Source organism: Thomasclavelia ramosa DSM 1402 (assembly GCF_014131695.1).
GTDB lineage: Bacteria > Bacillota_I > Bacilli_A > Erysipelotrichales > Coprobacillaceae > Thomasclavelia > Thomasclavelia ramosa.
The window spans coordinates 2,318,222-2,336,271 of record NZ_CP036346.1 but is presented as its reverse complement, the minus strand read 5'-3'; the positions used below and the strand labels follow the sequence as shown (position 1 = coordinate 2,336,271).

16 protein-coding genes are annotated in these 18,050 nt (G+C 31.5%); all 16 read left to right on the top strand.

The features are described 5' to 3' along the window. The first annotated feature begins 19 nt into the window (after positions 1-19). The 16 genes from treP to EYR00_RS11175 all read left to right on the top strand — a co-directional run bounded on the left by treP (position 20) and on the right by EYR00_RS11175 (position 18,006). Positions 20-1,912 (top strand): PTS system trehalose-specific EIIBC component, encoded by a 1,893-nt coding sequence (gene treP, locus EYR00_RS11250; protein ID WP_003536112.1) that lies wholly within the window; start codon positions 20-22, stop codon positions 1,910-1,912. A gap of 16 nt (positions 1,913-1,928) precedes the next feature. Beyond that, positions 1,929-3,566 carry an alpha,alpha-phosphotrehalase gene (treC, locus tag EYR00_RS11245; RefSeq protein ID WP_008791305.1) on the top strand — a complete coding sequence of 546 codons (1,638 nt, stop codon included), beginning with the start codon at positions 1,929-1,931 and terminating at the stop codon, positions 3,564-3,566. A 182-nt stretch (positions 3,567-3,748) separates the two neighbouring features. Beyond that, positions 3,749-5,209, top strand: coding sequence for a DUF1846 domain-containing protein (locus EYR00_RS11240; RefSeq protein WP_003536114.1), 1,461 nt, complete (start codon positions 3,749-3,751; stop codon positions 5,207-5,209). A 419-nt stretch (positions 5,210-5,628) separates the two neighbouring features. After that, positions 5,629-6,456 carry a helix-turn-helix transcriptional regulator gene (locus tag EYR00_RS11235; protein ID WP_008791306.1) on the top strand — a complete coding sequence of 276 codons (828 nt, stop codon included), beginning with the start codon at positions 5,629-5,631 and terminating at the stop codon, positions 6,454-6,456. Between the two features lie 240 nt (positions 6,457-6,696). Beyond that, positions 6,697-7,131 carry a prepilin-type N-terminal cleavage/methylation domain-containing protein gene (locus EYR00_RS11230; RefSeq protein WP_040434194.1) on the top strand — a complete coding sequence of 145 codons (435 nt, stop codon included), beginning with the start codon at positions 6,697-6,699 and terminating at the stop codon, positions 7,129-7,131. A 226-nt stretch (positions 7,132-7,357) separates the two neighbouring features. Beyond that, complete coding sequence (locus tag EYR00_RS11225; RefSeq protein ID WP_009299990.1) at positions 7,358-8,122, top strand: prepilin peptidase; 765 nt, start codon at positions 7,358-7,360, stop codon at positions 8,120-8,122. A 13-nt stretch (positions 8,123-8,135) separates the two neighbouring features. Beyond that, positions 8,136-9,329, top strand: a complete 1,194-nt coding sequence (locus EYR00_RS11220; RefSeq protein ID WP_003536118.1) for a type II secretion system F family protein — start codon at positions 8,136-8,138, stop codon at positions 9,327-9,329. A gap of 10 nt (positions 9,330-9,339) precedes the next feature. Further along, positions 9,340-10,236 (top strand): type IV pilus biogenesis protein PilM, encoded by an 897-nt coding sequence (pilM, locus tag EYR00_RS11215; RefSeq protein WP_040434195.1) that lies wholly within the window; start codon positions 9,340-9,342, stop codon positions 10,234-10,236. 8 nt (positions 10,237-10,244) lie between these two features. Further along, entirely contained in the window at positions 10,245-10,889 is a 645-nt protein-coding gene (locus EYR00_RS11210) for a hypothetical protein (protein ID WP_003536120.1), read from the top strand. Further along, on the top strand, positions 10,882-11,514 hold the full coding sequence (locus EYR00_RS11205) for a type II secretion system protein M (RefSeq protein ID WP_003536121.1): 633 nt from the start codon (positions 10,882-10,884) through the stop codon (positions 11,512-11,514). Before EYR00_RS11210 ends, EYR00_RS11205 begins: the two co-directional genes overlap by 8 nt. Before the next feature lie 17 nt (positions 11,515-11,531). Continuing rightward, entirely contained in the window at positions 11,532-11,996 is a 465-nt protein-coding gene (locus tag EYR00_RS11200; protein WP_003536122.1) for a hypothetical protein, read from the top strand. Then, positions 11,993-12,925, top strand: coding sequence for a type II secretion system protein (locus EYR00_RS11195; protein ID WP_003536123.1), 933 nt, complete (start codon positions 11,993-11,995; stop codon positions 12,923-12,925). Before EYR00_RS11200 ends, EYR00_RS11195 begins: the two co-directional genes overlap by 4 nt. Before the next feature lie 37 nt (positions 12,926-12,962). Beyond that, the gene (locus tag EYR00_RS11190) at positions 12,963-14,387 is read left to right on the top strand and encodes a type II secretion system protein (protein ID WP_003536124.1); all 1,425 of its coding nucleotides are present in this window, start codon (positions 12,963-12,965) and stop codon (positions 14,385-14,387) included. Between the two features lie 17 nt (positions 14,388-14,404). Next, positions 14,405-16,075 (top strand): GspE/PulE family protein, encoded by a 1,671-nt coding sequence (locus tag EYR00_RS11185; protein ID WP_003536125.1) that lies wholly within the window; start codon positions 14,405-14,407, stop codon positions 16,073-16,075. A gap of 9 nt (positions 16,076-16,084) precedes the next feature. After that, on the top strand, positions 16,085-17,128 hold the full coding sequence (locus EYR00_RS11180; protein ID WP_008791315.1) for a type IV pilus twitching motility protein PilT: 1,044 nt from the start codon (positions 16,085-16,087) through the stop codon (positions 17,126-17,128). Between the two features lie 20 nt (positions 17,129-17,148). Beyond that, a complete protein-coding gene (locus EYR00_RS11175; protein ID WP_003536127.1) occupies positions 17,149-18,006 on the top strand; it encodes a type II secretion system protein in 858 nt (285 codons plus the stop codon). Positions 18,007-18,050 lie beyond the last annotated feature (44 nt).

Genomic DNA, 18,050 nt, shown 5'->3' with positions numbered 1-18,050 from the left:
GTAAAAAAGGAGAAAAAAGATGGGAAAATTCAGTAGTGATGCAAGTAAACTTTTAGAATTTGTTGGCGGTAGAGAAAATATTAGAGCAGTTAGTCATTGTGTTACTAGAATGCGTTTTGTTTTAGGGGATGAGAGTAAAGCTGATATAGACAAGATTGAAACCTTGGGGAGTGCTAAAGGTACATTTACACAAGGCGGTCAATTTCAAGTGATTATTGGTAATGATGTTCAAGAATTTTATAATGAGTTTATTAAGATTGCTGGAATTGAAGGGGTTAGTAAAGAGCAAGTAAAAAGTGATGCTAAATCAAATCAAACCTGGCTTCAAAGATTAATGGGAAATTTAGGGGAAATCTTTGCTCCATTAATTCCTGCATTGATCTGTGGAGGGTTGATTCTAGGATTTAGAAATGTGATTGATTCAATTGCAATGTTTGAAAATGGAACAAAAACATTAGTTCAAATTTCACAATTTTGGAGTGGTGTAGACTCATTTTTATGGTTAATTGGTGAAGCAGTATTCCATTTTTTACCTGTTGGTATTTGCTGGTCAATAACTAAAAAGATGGGAACTAGTCAAATTCTAGGTATTATTTTAGGAATTACATTAGTTTCTCCACAATTATTAAATGCTTATTCAGTAGCTTCAACAGCAGCTAAGGATATACCAGTCTGGGATTTTGGATTCGCCCAAGTACAGATGATTGGGTATCAAGCACAAGTTATTCCTGCAATGATGGCGGGATTTACTCTAGTTTATTTGGAGAAGTTCTTTAGAAAAGTTTCGCCTGAAGCAATTAGTATGATTATTGTACCATTCTTTTCGTTAGTGCCTGCGGTAATAGTTGCGCATACTGTAGTGGGACCAATTGGATGGGTAATCGGTAACTTTATTTCTGATGTGGTTTATGGTGGTCTTACATCTAACTTTGGCTGGTTATTTGCAACATTATTTGGTTTTGTATATGCACCATTGGTAATTACTGGATTGCATCATATGACTAATGCGATTGATATGCAACTAGTAAGTATGTTTAAAGGAACGATCTTATGGCCAATGATTGCATTATCTAATATTGCTCAAGGATCATCTGTTTTAGCGATGATAGTTTTGCAAAAGAAAAATGAAAAAGCTCAACAAGTTAGTATCCCGGCATGTATTTCTTGTTATTTAGGGGTTACTGAGCCTGCCTTGTTTGGAGTCAATTTAAAATATATGTTTCCTTTTGTGTGTGGGATGATTGGTTCTGCAATTGCCGCAACGTTTTCGGTAGCAACAGGAACAATGGCAACTTCAGTTGGAGTTGGTGGAATTCCTGGAATCTTATCAATTATTCCAAAATATATGGGAAACTTTGCTATTGCGATGATTATTGCAATTGTGATTCCATTTGTTTTAACATATATTGTTGGTAAAAAGAAATTAACAGATAAAGACTTAGGAATTGAAACAGATATAATTGATAATGAGAAATTTGTATCACCAATGACTGGAAAACTAATTAAGATTGAGGATGTAGAAGATCAAGTTTTTGCAACCAAAGCAATGGGTGATGGATTTGCAATTGAATTAACAGATAGTGATGTTCTAGCTCCAGTTAGCGGAGAAATCGTAATGACATTTCCTACCAAACATGCTTATGGCCTAAGAGGTAATAATGGTGTAGAAATCTTGATTCATCTTGGAATGGATACAGTACAGTTAGAAGGTAAAGGATTTGAATCATTTGTTAAAGTTGGTGAATATATAAAACAAGGAGATAAATTAGCTAAAGTCGATATTGCTTATATTAAAGAACATGGGAAGTCAATAGTCTCACCGGTTATTTTTACAAGTGGAGAAAAGATTAGTATATTAAAAGAAAATTGTAACATCAAAAAATTAGAAACAGAAATTATTAAAATTGATTAAAGGAACGAGGAAAAATATGTATTACGAAGATAAAGTCATCTATCAAATTTATCCAAAATCATTTAAAGATACTAATGGTGATGGAATCGGAGATATTAAGGGAATTACTGAAAAATTAGATTACCTGCAAACACTTGGAATTGATATGATTTGGATGTGTCCGATTTTTGCTTCACCACAACGGGATAGTGGTTATGACATCAAAGATTATTATAGTATTGATCCAATTTTTGGAACCATGGAAGATCTTGAATTATTAATTGCAGAAGCTAAAAAAAGAAATATTTATTTAATGTTTGATATGGTATTTAACCACACTTCAACAGAACATATTTGGTTTCAAGAAGCTTTAAAAGGAAACTCGAAATATAAAAACTATTATTTTTTTAAAAAAGGTAAAAATGGGAATTTGCCTACTAACTGGGATTCTAAATTTGGTGGAAAAGCCTGGAAATATGTTCCTGAATTTGATGAATATTATTTACATCTTTATGATGAAAAACAAGCTGATTTAAATTGGGAGAATGAAGAAGTTAGAAATGAATTGATTAAAATTGTGAACTTTTGGTTAAAAAAGGGAATTCGGGGATTCCGTTTCGATGTCATAAATAATATTGATAAACGAGTTTTTGCAGATAGTCCTGATGGATTGGGAAAACAATTTTATTGCGATCAGCCTAAAGTTCATAAATATCTTCATGAAGTCAACACCCGTTCATTTGGTCGAGTAGCTGGTTGTATTACGGTTGGAGAAATGTCAGCCACTAGTGTTGAAAATTGTATTGGTTATACTAATCCCCAAAATAAAGAATTAGATATGGTTTTTAGTTTTCACCATTTAAAAGTTGATTATGTTAATAAAGAAAAATGGACATCAATGCCATTTGATTTTCAAGAATTGAAAGAACTTTTGAATACGTGGCAAGTAAGAATGCAAGAAGGACAAGGCTGGAATGCCTTATTTTGGAATTGTCACGATCAGCCACGAAGTGTTTCTAGATTTGGAGATGATAAAAAATTTCGAGTTCATTCTGCAAAGATGTTGGCAACGGCAATTCATTTAATGCGTGGTACACCGTATATTTATCAAGGCGAAGAAATTGGAATGACTAATCATTACTTTACAAATATTAATCAATATCGAGATGTTGAAAGCATTAATGCTTACCACATTTTAAAAAATCAAGGTCTTGAAGAAAAAGAGATTCATCAAATTTTACAAGATAAATCACGGGATAATGCACGTACTCCAATGCAATGGGATGAAAGTGTAAATGGTGGTTTTTCTGATGGAACACCATGGCTTCAAGTCAATACTAATTATCAAACAATAAATGTGAATGCGGCACTTAAAGATACTGATTCGATTTTTTATCACTACCAAAAGCTAATTAAATTGAGAAAGGAATATAAAATAATCAGTACTGGTGAATATATTCCTATTCTTGAAAATCATCCACAAGTATTTGGTTATAAACGTAGTTTAAATAATCAAGAATTAATTGTTTTAAATAATTTTTATGGTCAAGATGTTCTCCTAAATCTTGATGTAATCAATTATCAAGTTTTAATTAATAATTATAATGAAATTGATTTAACAAACCTTTGTTTAAAACCTTATCAAAGTGTTGCTTTGTATAAAAAAGAAGTTTAGTTTCTTAGTGAAATTAAACTTCTTTTTGTAACTGCTGAAATTGATATTGGTAATGTTTGTCTTAGGGTAAATCTTTTTATGCGTGATAATTTTTTATCTTTAAGAAGGATTTAATGCAAAGTCGTGCAATCATTTGTTAAATAAAGTAGAATATTTTAGATAAAATATATTTGGAGGATAGTATGAAGATAGGATTTGATAATAATAAATATTTAACGATGCAATCATCGCATATTAAAGAAAGAATTAATCAATTTGGTGATAAATTGTATCTTGAATTTGGTGGTAAATTGTTTGACGACTATCATGCTTCAAGAGTTTTACCAGGGTTTGCCCCAGATAGTAAGTTGCAGATGCTATTACAATTAAAAGATCAAGCAGAAGTAGTTATTGCAATTTCTGCCAGTGATATTGAACGTAATAAGGTTCGGGGCGATTTAGGTATTACTTATGATAATGATGTTTTACGTCTAATTGAAATATATCGAGCAAAGGGACTATATGTGGGAAGTGTAGTAATCACTCAGTATGATGGTCAAAAAGCAGCGGATATTTTTAAAAGCCGATTGGAAAAAAGAAATATTGCCGTGTACTTACATTATTTGATTGATGGTTATCCAACTAATACTAAAAGAATCATTAGCGAGGAAGGGTTTGGAAAAAATGATTATATTGAAACTACTAAGCCGCTGGTAGTTGTAACAGCTCCGGGCCCAGGAAGTGGTAAAATGGCAACATGTTTATCACAACTATACCATGAACATATTCGCGGTATTAAAGCTGGGTATGCAAAATTTGAAACATTCCCAATTTGGAATTTAGCATTAAATCATCCAGTTAACTTAGCCTATGAAGCTGCTACTGCTGATTTAAATGATGTAAATATGATCGATCCTTTTCATCTTGAAGCATACAATAAAGTAACTGTTAATTATAATCGTGATATTGAAATCTTCCCAGTATTAAAGAATATGTTTGAAGAAATATATGGAACTAGTCCATATAACTCACCAACTGACATGGGTGTTAATATGGTAGGTTTTTGTATGAGTGATGACGAAGCTTGTAAGGAAGCTAGTCGCCAAGAAATAATTCGTCGTTACTATAATACAATGAATCGCTATGTTCGTGAAGAGTGTTCATTAGACGAAGTTAATAAGCAAGAACTTGTTATGAATCAGGCAAAGGTTGTAGTTGAAGATCGTAAGTGTGTTGCGGCTGCAAACCAAAAGTCGAAAGAAGCTAATTGTTATGCAGGAGCAATCGAATTAGATGATGGAACAATCATTACAGGTCGTACATCTGATTTCATGGGATCATGTTCTGCAATTTTAATCAATGCTATTAAATATTTAGCTAATATCAGTGATGATGAACATTTAATTTCACCAACAGCCTTTGGTCCAATTCAAAATTTAAAGACTGAATATTTAGGAAGTGTTAATCCACGTTTACATAGTGATGAAATATTGATTGCATTATCATTAAGTGCTGTTAATAATGACAAAGCTAAGTTAGCGCTACAACAATTACCTAAACTACAGGGGACCCAAGCGCACATTACTTCTTCTATCGGACCAATGGATGCTAAAGTTTTTAGTAACCTTGGAATTCAAGTAACGTATGATGCTAAAAAATTGTAATGTAAAAATATCAAAAATGATATGATAACCTCCTAATAGACAGTGTAAATAATTAAACACTGACTAGGAGGTTTTTATATTTTGATAAGACAAAAGGATTTTTAGAAATCATACTATTAATAATACTTGTATAGTTTAAAAAATGGTTTTTTTAGTAAAAGAAAATGGACTGCGCAAGCACGGAACAGTCCATTAACCAGAAAGGAGGTGTTTTACACCATACAAATGTATCACCTAACTTTATGATAATCATTATTTGAAAATATTTCAACAAATATTATAATTTATGTGTATTCATCGAACAAATTATAATATAATGGTCATATTGCAACCATTGGTTGCGAAATTGAAAACTAGAATATCTAGAGCAACCAAGCATTATTTTGCATAATGTAGGTGATTTAGGGAGGAATAAATTTATGAATATAGAAATTGCAAATCGATTAGTAAGATTGCGAAAGGAAAAAAATCTTTCACAAGAGGCTTTAGCAAATGAATTAGGAATCAGTCGCCAAGCAGTTAGTAAGTGGGAAAGAGCAGAAGCATCTCCAGATACAGATAATTTAATCTTACTTGCCAAGTTATATGGAATGTCATTGGATGATTTACTAAAAACAGATCAAAAAGAATTTGAAAGTGGTAATAATCAACAAGCATCAAAAGAAAAAACAGAAGAAGATAAGAAACAAAAGAAAAAAGAAAGTGTTCATATTAGTTTAAAACATGGGATTCATGTGACTGGTGAAGATGGTGAAGAGGTTCATGTTGGCTGGAATGGAATTCATGTTGAGGATCCAAAAGAAGATTCAAGAATTCATATCGATGGTTCTGGTGTGTTTGTGGATGATAAAAAATATGATCAAGAAGAATGGCGTAAAATTCGTAAAGAAAAAGGCTGGGATTACTACTATGAAGATTATACAAAGTTTCCTTTTGCATTACTTGCAATTATTGCTTATATCGGGATAGCCTTATACACGGAGTTATGGCATCCATTATGGATATTTTTATTAATTGTTCCAATTATTGAAGGGGCAATTTCTGCAGTTAAACACCGCAACCTTAACAGATTCCCGTATCCTGTATTAGTGATTTTATATTTTTTGTATGAGGGATTCTATGAAAATATTTGGTCACCAACCTGGTTAATTTTTTTAACGATACCTGTTTATTATTCACTTGTTAATTATTTTAGACAACGAAAGCAACATAAAAATAATAATTGTACAGACAATCAAGAAGATTAATAATGATATTTATCACGGGTTCATCACAAATTATCGAAAAACATTAAAATAGTTGAATTATGTGTGATTAGTCTAAGATATTAATTGTTATTTTTTACCTTCGGGTATATAATGAGACTGTAGTAAAAAGTTATGTTAAGAAAGAAAAGAATCGGTATTGCATGGGACCAGGAGGTAATACCGGTTTTACTTTGTTAAGAACTTTTTAGACATTCATTGATGATAAACGGAGGAGAAAAAATGAAAGAATTATTATTAAAAAGATTGAAAAAAGCTAAAAATAAGAAAGGTTTTACGCTTATTGAAATCATCGTAGTATTAGTAATTTTGGGGATTTTAGCTGCGATTGCTGTTCCAGCGGTAATGGGATATATTGATGATGCTAAAGAATCAAAATATGTTGCAGAAGCACATTCAATTTATATTGTTATACAAACAGAAGAAGCACGAGCTAAAGCAACTGCTGCTGATGATATAACTTATGAAAGTATAGAGAAAGAAGCAATTAAGAAAACAAGTTTAGAAGATGTAACAATTGCGCCGACACCTACTAATGTAACACCAAAAGAAGAAAAAGCTACGTCTTACAAAGTTACATGGACTAGTGATGATGATAAGAAAATAGAAGCAACAGTTAAGAAAAATAAAGATGTTAAAATTGATGAAGTAAATTAAACATTAGAATAAATTATAGAATAAAAAACTGGTTGTCGTTAAAGATGGCCGGTTTTTCTTTCATTAACTTATTTAAAGGGATATTTATTATAAATTTAAGAAAGTATTATAGATGTATCAGAAAAAAGTTAAATTACTGGTATAGAAGTGTGTTCAAGATGATGTTATGTTAGGTTGGAAGATTAATTTATGATATAATTTTAGTAGTTTGATAAGGGGTGAAAATGTGGATTTTTTGATAATAGCTTATATCTATATGTTTATTTTGGGAAGCTGTATTGCCAGTTTTATCAATGTATTAATTTATCGAATTCCTCGAGATTTGGATTTTGTTAATGGACGAAGTTTTTGCCCTAGTTGTCACAATACATTAAAACCATATGATATGATACCTGTTTTTAGTTGGCTGTTTCTAAAAGGTAAATGTCGCTTTTGCAAAGAGCCAATTAGCCCACGGTATCCATTAATTGAATTATGTGGTGGTTTGTTAGCAATGTTATGCTTTTATCGTTATGGTTTTACTTGGATGACATTAGTTAGTTTTGTTTTAGCAATGATTTTATTGACGATTACAATGATTGATTTTGATACTATGACTATCCCTAATGGATTAGTTATTGCTTTGGTTGCTCCAGTTATTGTCTGTGCAGTTTTAGAGCCTCAAATTAGTATTAGTAGTCGTGTTATTGGAATGGCATCAGTTAGTGGGTTTATGTTATTAATGACATTAGCCATACCAGACTGTTTTGGCGGTGGTGATATGAAACTGATGTTTGTTTGTGGATTTATGCTTGGCTGGATAAATACTTTATTAGCTGGTTTTATTGGACTATTAGCTGGGGGGATTTATGCTAGTTATTTGATGGTAACAAAAAAGTCAAAAGAGCAGTCACACATGGCTTTTGGACCATATTTGTGTTTAGGGATATTTATAGCACTATTATATGGAAATGAAATAATTAGGGTGTATCTATCATTTTTTAATTTATAAGTGAGGAAGAGAAATGGCAATTTATAAATATGTAGCACGTGATATAAACGCAAAGAAAATAACAGGAAAAACGGAGGCTAGGGATGAGCATGAACTTAGTCAGCTTTTACGTGTTAAAGATATGTATTTGATTTCTCATAAAGATATAACTAAAGAAGAAACTAAAAATTATAAGATGAAATTGAAGGAATTAGCTAATTTTTGTCGTGAGATTGGAACAATGATGAATTCTGGATTACCGCTGATTCGAACGGTTTCAATTTTAGCAAGCCGTGAAGATAATAAGAAACTAAAAGCGATTTATAATGATATATATGTAAAATTGCAGCAGGGACAAACATTATCAGATGCATTAAAAGAACAGGGGAAAGCCTTTCCTGATATATTAATTCAAATGGTAAGATCTGGTGAAGCGAGCGGGAACATGCAAGATACAATGATGGTCTTAAATAATCAATTTACAAATGATAATAAGATTAAAAATAAAGTTAAATCAGCAATGACTTATCCAGTCATATTAGGAATAGTTACAATTGTTGTTTTATTGATTGTTTATACAGCTGTGTTACCATCGTTCTTTAGTATGTTTGAGGGAATGGAATTACCATTAATAACAGAAATCAATATTATAATTAGTAAATTTATTATGAGTTACTGGTACGCACTGTTGATTGGCATCCTAGTATTAATATTAATAATTGTGTCATTGTTGCAATTACCAAAAGTTAAATATCAGTTTGATCGCTTTAAATTAAAAATGCCGATAATTGGGAAACTAATGAAAATAATTTATACCTCAAGATTTGCAAGAACTTTATGCTCTTTATATTCTAGTGGGATTTCAATTGTTAATGCAATGGTGATCGTAAAATCTACGATTGGTAATAAATATATTGAAACGCAGTTTGATAACTCTATTAAAGCGGTTAGAAATGGTGAGGCATTGTCAGTTGCAATTGGAATGATTGATGGATTTGATATTAAATTAACTTCAAGTGTATATATTGGTGAAGAAAGTGGAAACCTTGAAGACTTACTGAGTTCACTAGCTGATGATTTTGATTATGAAGCTATGTTAGCGTCAGAAAAAATGGTTGCTATTTTGGAACCAGCTATGATTATTGTTTTAGCAGTAGTAATTTGTGTAATTATTATTTCTGTGTTAGTACCAATTTATTCAATGTATCAAAATGTTGGAAGTATGTAGGGGGGACTTTATGAAAAATATAATATATTTATCGAATACGAGTGCACAATTGGTCAGTGGTGTATGTAATGGCAGTAATCAAATTGATATTAGTGATTTTCAAGATTATCAATTACCTGAGGGGACTATGCTTGATGGTGCAATCATGGATGAAGATGCTTTAAAAGATGTATTGCGCATAATTAATAAAAAAGGAATTGGTGATTGTAAGCTGGTTATTGATAGTGGACAAATCGTGCATAAGAATTTAATTGTTCCTAAGATCAAGGATAAAGAAATACATGCAATCGTTAAAGAAGAAATTGATAGCTTAGAAAATGGTGAACATGATTTGATCTATGATTATACAATTTTAAAAGATAAATTAGTAGATAAACCAGGGATTGAGATTCTTTGTTGTGCAATGAAAAAGCAGATGATAGAAGATTATTTAAATATTTTTGATGATGTGGGGATTGAAATAACTGCAATTGATATTTCTCTTAATGCAATCGATAAGTTAATAGAAGATATTATCAGACTTTCTCAAAGAAACTTTGTTATTGCGGTGATTAATGGTAATGATATAGCTTTATATTTATTTGAGGAAGGTAAGTATGTTTTCTCGAACCGTTCAAGATTGTTTTCTGAGCGAGGAAGCAGTTCCTTTACTATGGAAGTAAGCAATATTTTAATTAAGTTTAAGCAGTTTATTAAAACGGCTGATTATAATCAAAATATTGAAAGAGTATATTTTTGTGGATTGGATGATTATGAAGAAAAAATGCTATTTGAAGTAGTAAGTGATAGTGTCGATATAAGGGCAATGCGCTTAGCTAATAGTAATACGATTTATTACAGTGGTAACTCTAAGGAATTCTTACTCCATAAGTATGCTTATGCTATTGGAAGTTTATGTGAAAGGTAGGGATAATAATGTTCAAGCGAAATAAAAGCAAAGATATTGATCTACTGGAACAATATTATCTAGCTACCAAGAAAAAAAATATTTTCCAAGAATACCTTAAATATCTTATCTTGCCTTTGGTTTTAGTATTCATTATAGGTGGTGCTTTTGGCTATTTAAAAGTTAAACAAGGTAATTATAAAAATGATATTGCTGAAATTAAACAAAAAATAAGTGATTTAGAAAAAAGTTATAAAGATAGTGATTATGAAGAAAAATATGCTTCATTGCAAGAAATTCAAAAAACAATTGATAATCTAAAAAAAGTTAATGCTAATATTGCTTCTTATCCTAACTTAAGTGAAGATATTTATAATGCTTGTTATAAAGCGGCTTTACAAGGCAAAATTACTTCAAGTAATTATGAACAAACAACCGGGGAACTAACCTTGGTTATTGAAACAAGTCAAGTTCCATACACAAAACAAATTGTTAAAAACCTGATGGATCTAAATATTTTTACAAAAGTAAGATATAGTGGTTATAAAGAAGTGGAAAAAGAAGATGAATCTAGTAATTCTGGTTCTATCTATATGCCTAGTACAACCCCAGAAAAGGTAGTTGTTTATCAAATGACAGTTATCTGTAGTTTAGGAGGAGGGATCAATGAATAAATTAAGTAGACGTGAACAAATCTTGATTTATATCTTAGTATTACTAATGGTAGTTGTTGTGGGCTGGTATTTTATGATTTCTCCTGCTATGGCAAAAAATACAACATTAAAACAACAGCGGGATAATCTTGAATTTGAGTTGGAAAGTAAAAAGGCGGTATATGAAACTAATATAGATGTTAATGCTGCAATTAAAAAAGCGAAAGATGAGTTAGTCGATTATCATAATAAATTTATGTCGATTATGAATGATTATGAAATAGATGTTTATTTTTCAGAATTGGCAGCTGAGTATAACCTAACACCAGTTGATTTAACAATCAATGAGGCTAGTGAAACAGAAATTAAATCTTTTAGCGTGGCCTTACAAGAAGCAAAAGCTGAAAGTAACAGTAAAAGCGAAACAACTTCAAATAAGAGCGAAGAAAAAGAAGAAAACCCTAAAACGTTAGTTGCAAATGTGCAGCAAAAGGTTGCAGGAAGCCCTACAAACATTGCTCGTTATATAGGTAAGATATCTGAAAATACAGGAGTTGCATTAACTCAATTACAGTACACTTATAATAGGGATAGTACTAAAGAATATACAATTTTAACATATAATTTATATATGATTGAAAAATGATATGAAGGAGGCTAAATATGATTAAGAATAATAAAGGCTCAGGGCTTACATGGGCGGTAATGATCGTAATGATATTATTATTGATTATAGGGGCCTCTTTAACATTTGCTTATTCAAGTTATAATCGTTCGATCGATAATCGAAATCAATTACAATGTGATCTATATGCAAAGAGTGCTTTAGATTCACTTATAAAAGCAATTGGTGATAACGAAACGGATTTAATTCCTAAAAGTAGTGCTTTTGAAGATAACATTTATCCTGAAATCAGCTTACCAAATGCTAAAGGAGAAGTATCCCAAGCGGTTATCCATATTGTAGATAAAGAGCAAGAAAAGGATAATGATAAAAAGATAATCCCGTTAATATATATTGAGATTACTTATGAATATAATGATCGTACCAGTAATGTTCAAGCAGTAATGCAAAAAATAGGCGGTATATGGAAAGTTATTAATTATGACGGAGGTGAAGCCGCATGATAAATAATAAAGGAATGACGTTAGTAGAAGAAATAGTAGCTTTGGCAATAATTTCAATTGCCTCATTAATAATGCTGGTTGGTTTTTCTACTGCTGCAAATGTTTTTGCTGATAGTACTCGGTATAAAGATATAACTAATAAACAGTATGCTGCCTTATTAGGAAATGAGAATACTGATAAAGATATTAATGTTTCTAATGAAGACGCTAAGGTTATTATTAAAGTTGCTGATAAAGTTATTACTGTTAAGACAAATCAGAGTAATGCTACAAGTAAAAAAGATAGTCAAACTATGTTATCAAAATTGAATTTTAATAACATAAATCTTTCAAATACGCCACAAACAGTAGCTAATTGTAATGATTTTTTAGATAGTGTACTTTCGTTTACAACTATTAAACAATTTGATGAATGGATAGCAGAGCAAGGAATTGATGTGGCATCGTATAATGGCTGGTATAAAAACAACGACTGTTATCGCTATTATTACTATAATAGATATGGGGCTGCGCACTTAACATTAGAACAGGATATTATTAATGAATGTAATCGGATTTTTGATGAGGTTCATCAAACCGCAACTAATCAAAATGAGAAAAAGGCCCGTATCGGTGATAAAACACTATATATTAAACCATATTTTTGTGGCGGTATCTGGCAAGTTGGAATTGATAGCGAGGATGGCTATTTTTTAATGGCATCAGAGTTACCAGGAATTAGTGGTGGAACACAATGGCGAACTAATTTGATTTATGCTCGTGGCAGCTGGTATTATAAAGTATTTGCATTTGGTACAAGTGATCAAAACAGCTATGTGGATGTGGCAGGGTTCAGTAATGCTAAGGCAACTGTAGATAGTTTATTTGATGGTAGTATTAGCGAAAAAATAAATTTATCTGATCAAAGTCAGTGGGTAAAAATAAAGTAATCATAGTTTAGAAATAAAGAGGGAAGGGGAGATTAAGATGAAACAATTTAAGAATAATAATGGTATGACATTAATTGAAGTCACAGTTGTTTTATTGATCTCTACGGTCCTCTTGACGATCGTTGGCTCGATTCTTGTTACATCACTTAATTTTTTTCGAGATCAAAAATTAAGCGATCAAAATAAACAAAAATTAGATGGAATTGCTGAGTATGTTGATAATGAAATTAATTATGTTACAGATTTAGCAATCGATAACGAGGCACCGTATGAAAGAGAAGGATGGCACTATTTATCAATAATTGATGGTAAATTATATCGTGATGGAATAAAGGTGTTTGATGATAAATACTATGATAATTATACCGTGTCAATTAAGGTTAAGGGGTATGACGGGTATCGTCTAGATGTAAAGTATGATTTTAATAAAAAAAGTGAGCTAGTCTATGGTACTGCTAAAAGTTATTCTTTTGATAATTTGAAATTAAAAGTTGAGGCTGGAGGAGAAGATTATTTAGTTAGTGCATCAAATCAGGTCGAAGTAAATGATACGTATAGGATTTATTATATCAAGGGGATAAATATAATAGATACTAATGATAAGCCTGATGTAGAAGAACCTGATGAAAGTAATGATAATATTACAGTAGCTGATCAAGTACATTGTATAAATACTTATAATAATAGAGGTGTATTTGATGGAGTTCAAAGACATTATATGATTGGTGATTTTGTTTATTATAAAGGTTATTGGTGGCAATTAATCACTCAAGAAAATAATTATGGTTTCGGTGCAGAACCGGATAGAGAACAAAAATGGAAAAAAATTGATAAAAATTACGATAGATTTAGTGCATATACAGTTAATGATGTAATTTATTATCCGGAAAATGGACATTACTATAAGTGTTTAAAACAATTAGACAATAAAGGTGGCGATTCTGGATATGGACCTACTGGATGGAATGGGATTCATGAAAATTATTGGGAAGATTTAGGAACAACGAATCCTACTACAGATAGTGGACATGACTGCTTAGAGTTAAGCACAAAAAATAGAATAAAAACGGTAATGAACAAATTAGATAGTTTGACTAAAGAACAAATTAACAAAATACCAGCATATTTAAATACAGTTGTGTATCCTGTAGGCAGTTGGGTATATGAGGATGTTGATGGAAGAAAACAATATTATTTAAAAGTATTTGATGGTGATGGCAGTGCTCCAGGCCTTTCAGCATCATCTGGCTGGCAAATAATTTCAAGAGATTGGTATTTGGAAAGTGCGTATATTAAAGATGATGTAGTTTATGTTACAAATGGTGGTAGATCAATATTTATTACATTTAATAAAACTATTGATCTGACAATAGACCTAGTCAATGGTACAAATATTAATGGAAATAGAATTGATATTGATAATCCATATAGTTATTTTAATAAAAAGAATTCTATGTATTGATAGGAAGGACGAAATATATGAGGAATATACCAATTGGTGAAGTATTAAAGGAATATGGATATATAAATGATGAGCAATTAAATGTGGCATTAGAAGCGCAAAAGTCTAATCGAAGTAAACGCTTAGGTCAACATTTAATTGATCTGGGATTTGTAAGTGAATATCAAATGTTAGAAGCTTTGTCCGATAAGTTGGCAGAACCGTTAATTGAATTAAGCGAAATAAAGGTTGATATAGATGCAGTACAAAAGATACCGCGTGCAATGGCTGATAAATATAATATTATTGCGATTGATTTAACTGATCAACAATTAACTATTGTAACAAGTGATCCATTGAACTTCTATGGAATTGAAGATGTACGTCTTGTTACTGGAATGCATTTAAATGTTTGTTTAGCAACTAAAGCAGAGGTATCTAAAGCGATAGATCGTTATTATAATGATGTTGCAGCATTAGATATTGCAGATGATATTAAGTTAAATACTATTGTTGTTGAAGATACACTTGATCTCTTCAATGAATCTGAAGATGATACACCTGTTGTAAAACTAGTTAATACGTTATTATCTCGAGGATATGTCAATAATGCTAGTGATATTCACATTGAACCGTTTGAAGATAAAGTAATTATAAGAATGCGGGTCGATGGGATGTTGGTGGATTATTTGACACTACAAAAAAATATTCAAAATTCACTTATTGTAAGAATCAAAATTCTATCTAATCTTGATATTGCTGAAAAAAGATTACCCCAAGATGGTCATTTTGTAGGAAGAGTAGAGGGATTGGAATTAAATATGCGTGTATCTGTAATTCCTACCGTATTTGGCGAAAAAATCGTTATGCGGTACTTAAATTCAAATACTCCAATTACACGAAGTGATACTTACGGAATGACGCTTGATAATTATAATAAGATTGAAAGTATGATCAATATGCCACATGGAATCATATATGTAACAGGACCAACTGGGAGTGGGAAAACAACTACTCTCTATATGTTGTTAGAATCAATTTCTAAAAGGCAAATCAATATTTCAACGATTGAAGATCCAGTTGAAAAAAACTTACCGCGAATTAATCAAACACAGGTTAATAATATGGCGGGATTAACTTTTGAAGTCGGGTTAAGATCATTAATGCGTCAAGATCCAGATATTATTATGGTTGGAGAAACCCGAGATGCAGAAACTGCTGAAATTTCAGTTAGAGCTGCTATCACAGGACATTTAGTATTGTCAACATTGCATACGAATGATGCAGTCAGTGCAATCGTTCGTTTGGAAGATATGGGAGTTGAGCCGTACTTAGTCGCTAATTCACTAGTAGGGGTTGTAGCACAACGATTAGTACGTACAATTTGTCCGAAATGCAAAGAAGAAGTACCAGCGAAGGCTAGTGATAAGATTGCTGTTGGTGAAGATATTAAAAAAGTTTCAATTGGTAAAGGTTGTCCATATTGCAATAATACGGGTTATAAGGGACGAATTGCTGTTCATGAGATTATTTTAATTGATGGGACAGTAAGAAGGATGATTTCTAGAAAGGCTGAAATCGACGAGATCAAAGAGTATTTAAATTTAGAACAAGGATTAGAAACATTGCAAGATCAAGCGGTACAATTAGTTAAAGATGGAATTACGACAGTCGCAGAATTAAATAAAATTAAGGTATATAGTGATTAGGTGAAAATAATGATAAATGAAATTTTAAAAGCTTCTCGAAATAATAAATGTTCAGATATTCATATTAGTGCTAATACAGGAATAAAGGTTCGTCAGGATGGTTTATTGGCAGATTATCCAATTGAGTTTCCTCAAAATGAATTAATCAAAATGATTATGGAGTTAATTCCAAAACGATTGATTGATAATGTTGATCGTCATGAAGATGCAGATTTTGTCTATCATGTTGGGGAGGAACGTTATCGGGTCAATATTTATTATGAACAAACTAATATTTGTGCTGCAATTAGGGTTATTAATGATGAAATTTTAACATTAGAGCAATTAGAAATGCCCACCGTGTTAAATCAGATTGCAATGGAACCAAGAGGCTTAGTTTTAGTAACAGGACCGACAGGAAGTGGTAAATCAACTACTCTAGCAGCAATGATTGATTTAGTGAATAAACAGAGAAATTGTCATATTTTAACAATTGAAGATCCAATTGAATATGTTTATAAACAGAAACAAGCATTAATTCATCAACGTGAAATTGGTGAAGATGTAAAAGATTTTGATATGGCATTACGCTCTGCTATGCGTGAAGACCCGGATGTTATTTTAGTTGGTGAAATGCGTGATTACGAAACAATCAGTGCCGTTATTACATTAGCCGAAACTGGTCATTTAGTTTTCTCAACGTTGCACACGATTGGGGCAGCTAAGACAATTGATCGAATAATTGATATTTTTCCTCAGCATAAACAGGCTCAAGTTAGAACTCAATTATCAGGTGTTTTAAATGCGGTAATTACACAAACTTTATTACCTCATGCAAGCGGAATAGGACGAGTTGCTGCGGTAGAAATAATGCGTGCTAATGATGCAGTTAGAAATTTAATTCGTGATAATAAAGGCCACCAGATCAATTCTGTTATTCAAACGGGTAAAAAAGAAGGGATGATATCTTTAAATCATGCTCTTGCAAATCTAGTGCGTGAAGGAAAAATAACTTTAGATACAGCTAAAAAGTGTGCTAGTGATATTTCAGAGTTTAAACAGTATTTACAATAAATTATAAAGGGGGCTAGAGAATGAAAGGCAAGAGAGGTTTTTCATTAATTGAAATAGTTGTTGTTTTGATGATTTTTGCGATATTAGCGGCTCTAGCCTGGCCTGCTTTAACAAATTATTATCGTGATAGTAACGAGGAAATATATTTAGCTGAGGGTGATAAAGTATTGACTGCAGCACAAGTTGAAGCCAAAAAATTATGTAGTGAAGTCAATGGAGCGACAAAATTAGATGATATTGCCTTAAAAGATAGCGATGGTAAAATTTTAAAAAGAACGGCCTTGAAAGGGGAGCTGGTCAGTATCTATCCTAATGATACACGTGATGATGTCGGTTTCTTTTGTTATAAGGTAGAGGATGGTTCATGTTATGTTATATATGAAAATGGTAAATTGTATATATCTAAAGACGAAGTCTATTATATGGATAATATCGCTGATCGTGTCCGACGGGGTTTTTTAATATTGTTTGGTGATATGTGGGAAGAATATTTCAGCAAGAGTGGAAAAGTTGTAATGGATTCTAATGGACCGAATTTTGGTATTAAATATGAAGCCAAACTAAAAGAAATGGGAATTGATATTAGTTTATGTTCATTTAGAATTTATGTGAATGATCATGGTAAAAATGGTGATGGATCTGACGCAACATTTACTTTAACGGTTTCAAGCAAACGGATTACAAATGAAATGGCTGAAACTAAAGAAGAATTTCAAATAACTCGTTATATTTTTACTGGAGGTATTAAAGAGGGAAATTATTCAAAATATACCGGAACAGCCAAAGCTGTTTTAAAAAGTGAGAACGACACGAGTGGTATAAGACATACTTATGCAGTTATTGAAGCTAATGCGAATTCTTTAAAACCAGTTAAATAAATTAATCATCGATTATAATAATTGATGATTTTTTTGTTTATAAA

Bases quoted from the DNA above. Each gene is read 5' to 3' on its own strand.
- treP (WP_003536112.1), top strand. From the start codon at position 20: ATGGGAAAATTCAGTAGTGATGCAAGTAAACTTTTAGAATTTGTTGGC.
- treC (WP_008791305.1), top strand. From the start codon at position 1,929: ATGTATTACGAAGATAAAGTCATCTATCAAATTTATCCAAAATCATTT.
- EYR00_RS11240 (WP_003536114.1), top strand. From the start codon at position 3,749: ATGAAGATAGGATTTGATAATAATAAATATTTAACGATGCAATCATCG.
- EYR00_RS11235 (WP_008791306.1), top strand. From the start codon at position 5,629: ATGAATATAGAAATTGCAAATCGATTAGTAAGATTGCGAAAGGAAAAA.
- EYR00_RS11230 (WP_040434194.1), top strand. From the start codon at position 6,697: ATGAAAGAATTATTATTAAAAAGATTGAAAAAAGCTAAAAATAAGAAA.
- EYR00_RS11220 (WP_003536118.1), top strand. From the start codon at position 8,136: ATGGCAATTTATAAATATGTAGCACGTGATATAAACGCAAAGAAAATA.
- pilM (WP_040434195.1), top strand. From the start codon at position 9,340: ATGAAAAATATAATATATTTATCGAATACGAGTGCACAATTGGTCAGT.
- EYR00_RS11210 (WP_003536120.1), top strand. From the start codon at position 10,245: ATGTTCAAGCGAAATAAAAGCAAAGATATTGATCTACTGGAACAATAT.
- EYR00_RS11205 (WP_003536121.1), top strand. From the start codon at position 10,882: ATGAATAAATTAAGTAGACGTGAACAAATCTTGATTTATATCTTAGTA.
- EYR00_RS11200 (WP_003536122.1), top strand. From the start codon at position 11,532: ATGATTAAGAATAATAAAGGCTCAGGGCTTACATGGGCGGTAATGATC.
- EYR00_RS11195 (WP_003536123.1), top strand. From the start codon at position 11,993: ATGATAAATAATAAAGGAATGACGTTAGTAGAAGAAATAGTAGCTTTG.
- EYR00_RS11190 (WP_003536124.1), top strand. From the start codon at position 12,963: ATGAAACAATTTAAGAATAATAATGGTATGACATTAATTGAAGTCACA.
- EYR00_RS11185 (WP_003536125.1), top strand. From the start codon at position 14,405: ATGAGGAATATACCAATTGGTGAAGTATTAAAGGAATATGGATATATA.
- EYR00_RS11180 (WP_008791315.1), top strand. From the start codon at position 16,085: ATGATAAATGAAATTTTAAAAGCTTCTCGAAATAATAAATGTTCAGAT.
- EYR00_RS11175 (WP_003536127.1), top strand. From the start codon at position 17,149: ATGAAAGGCAAGAGAGGTTTTTCATTAATTGAAATAGTTGTTGTTTTG.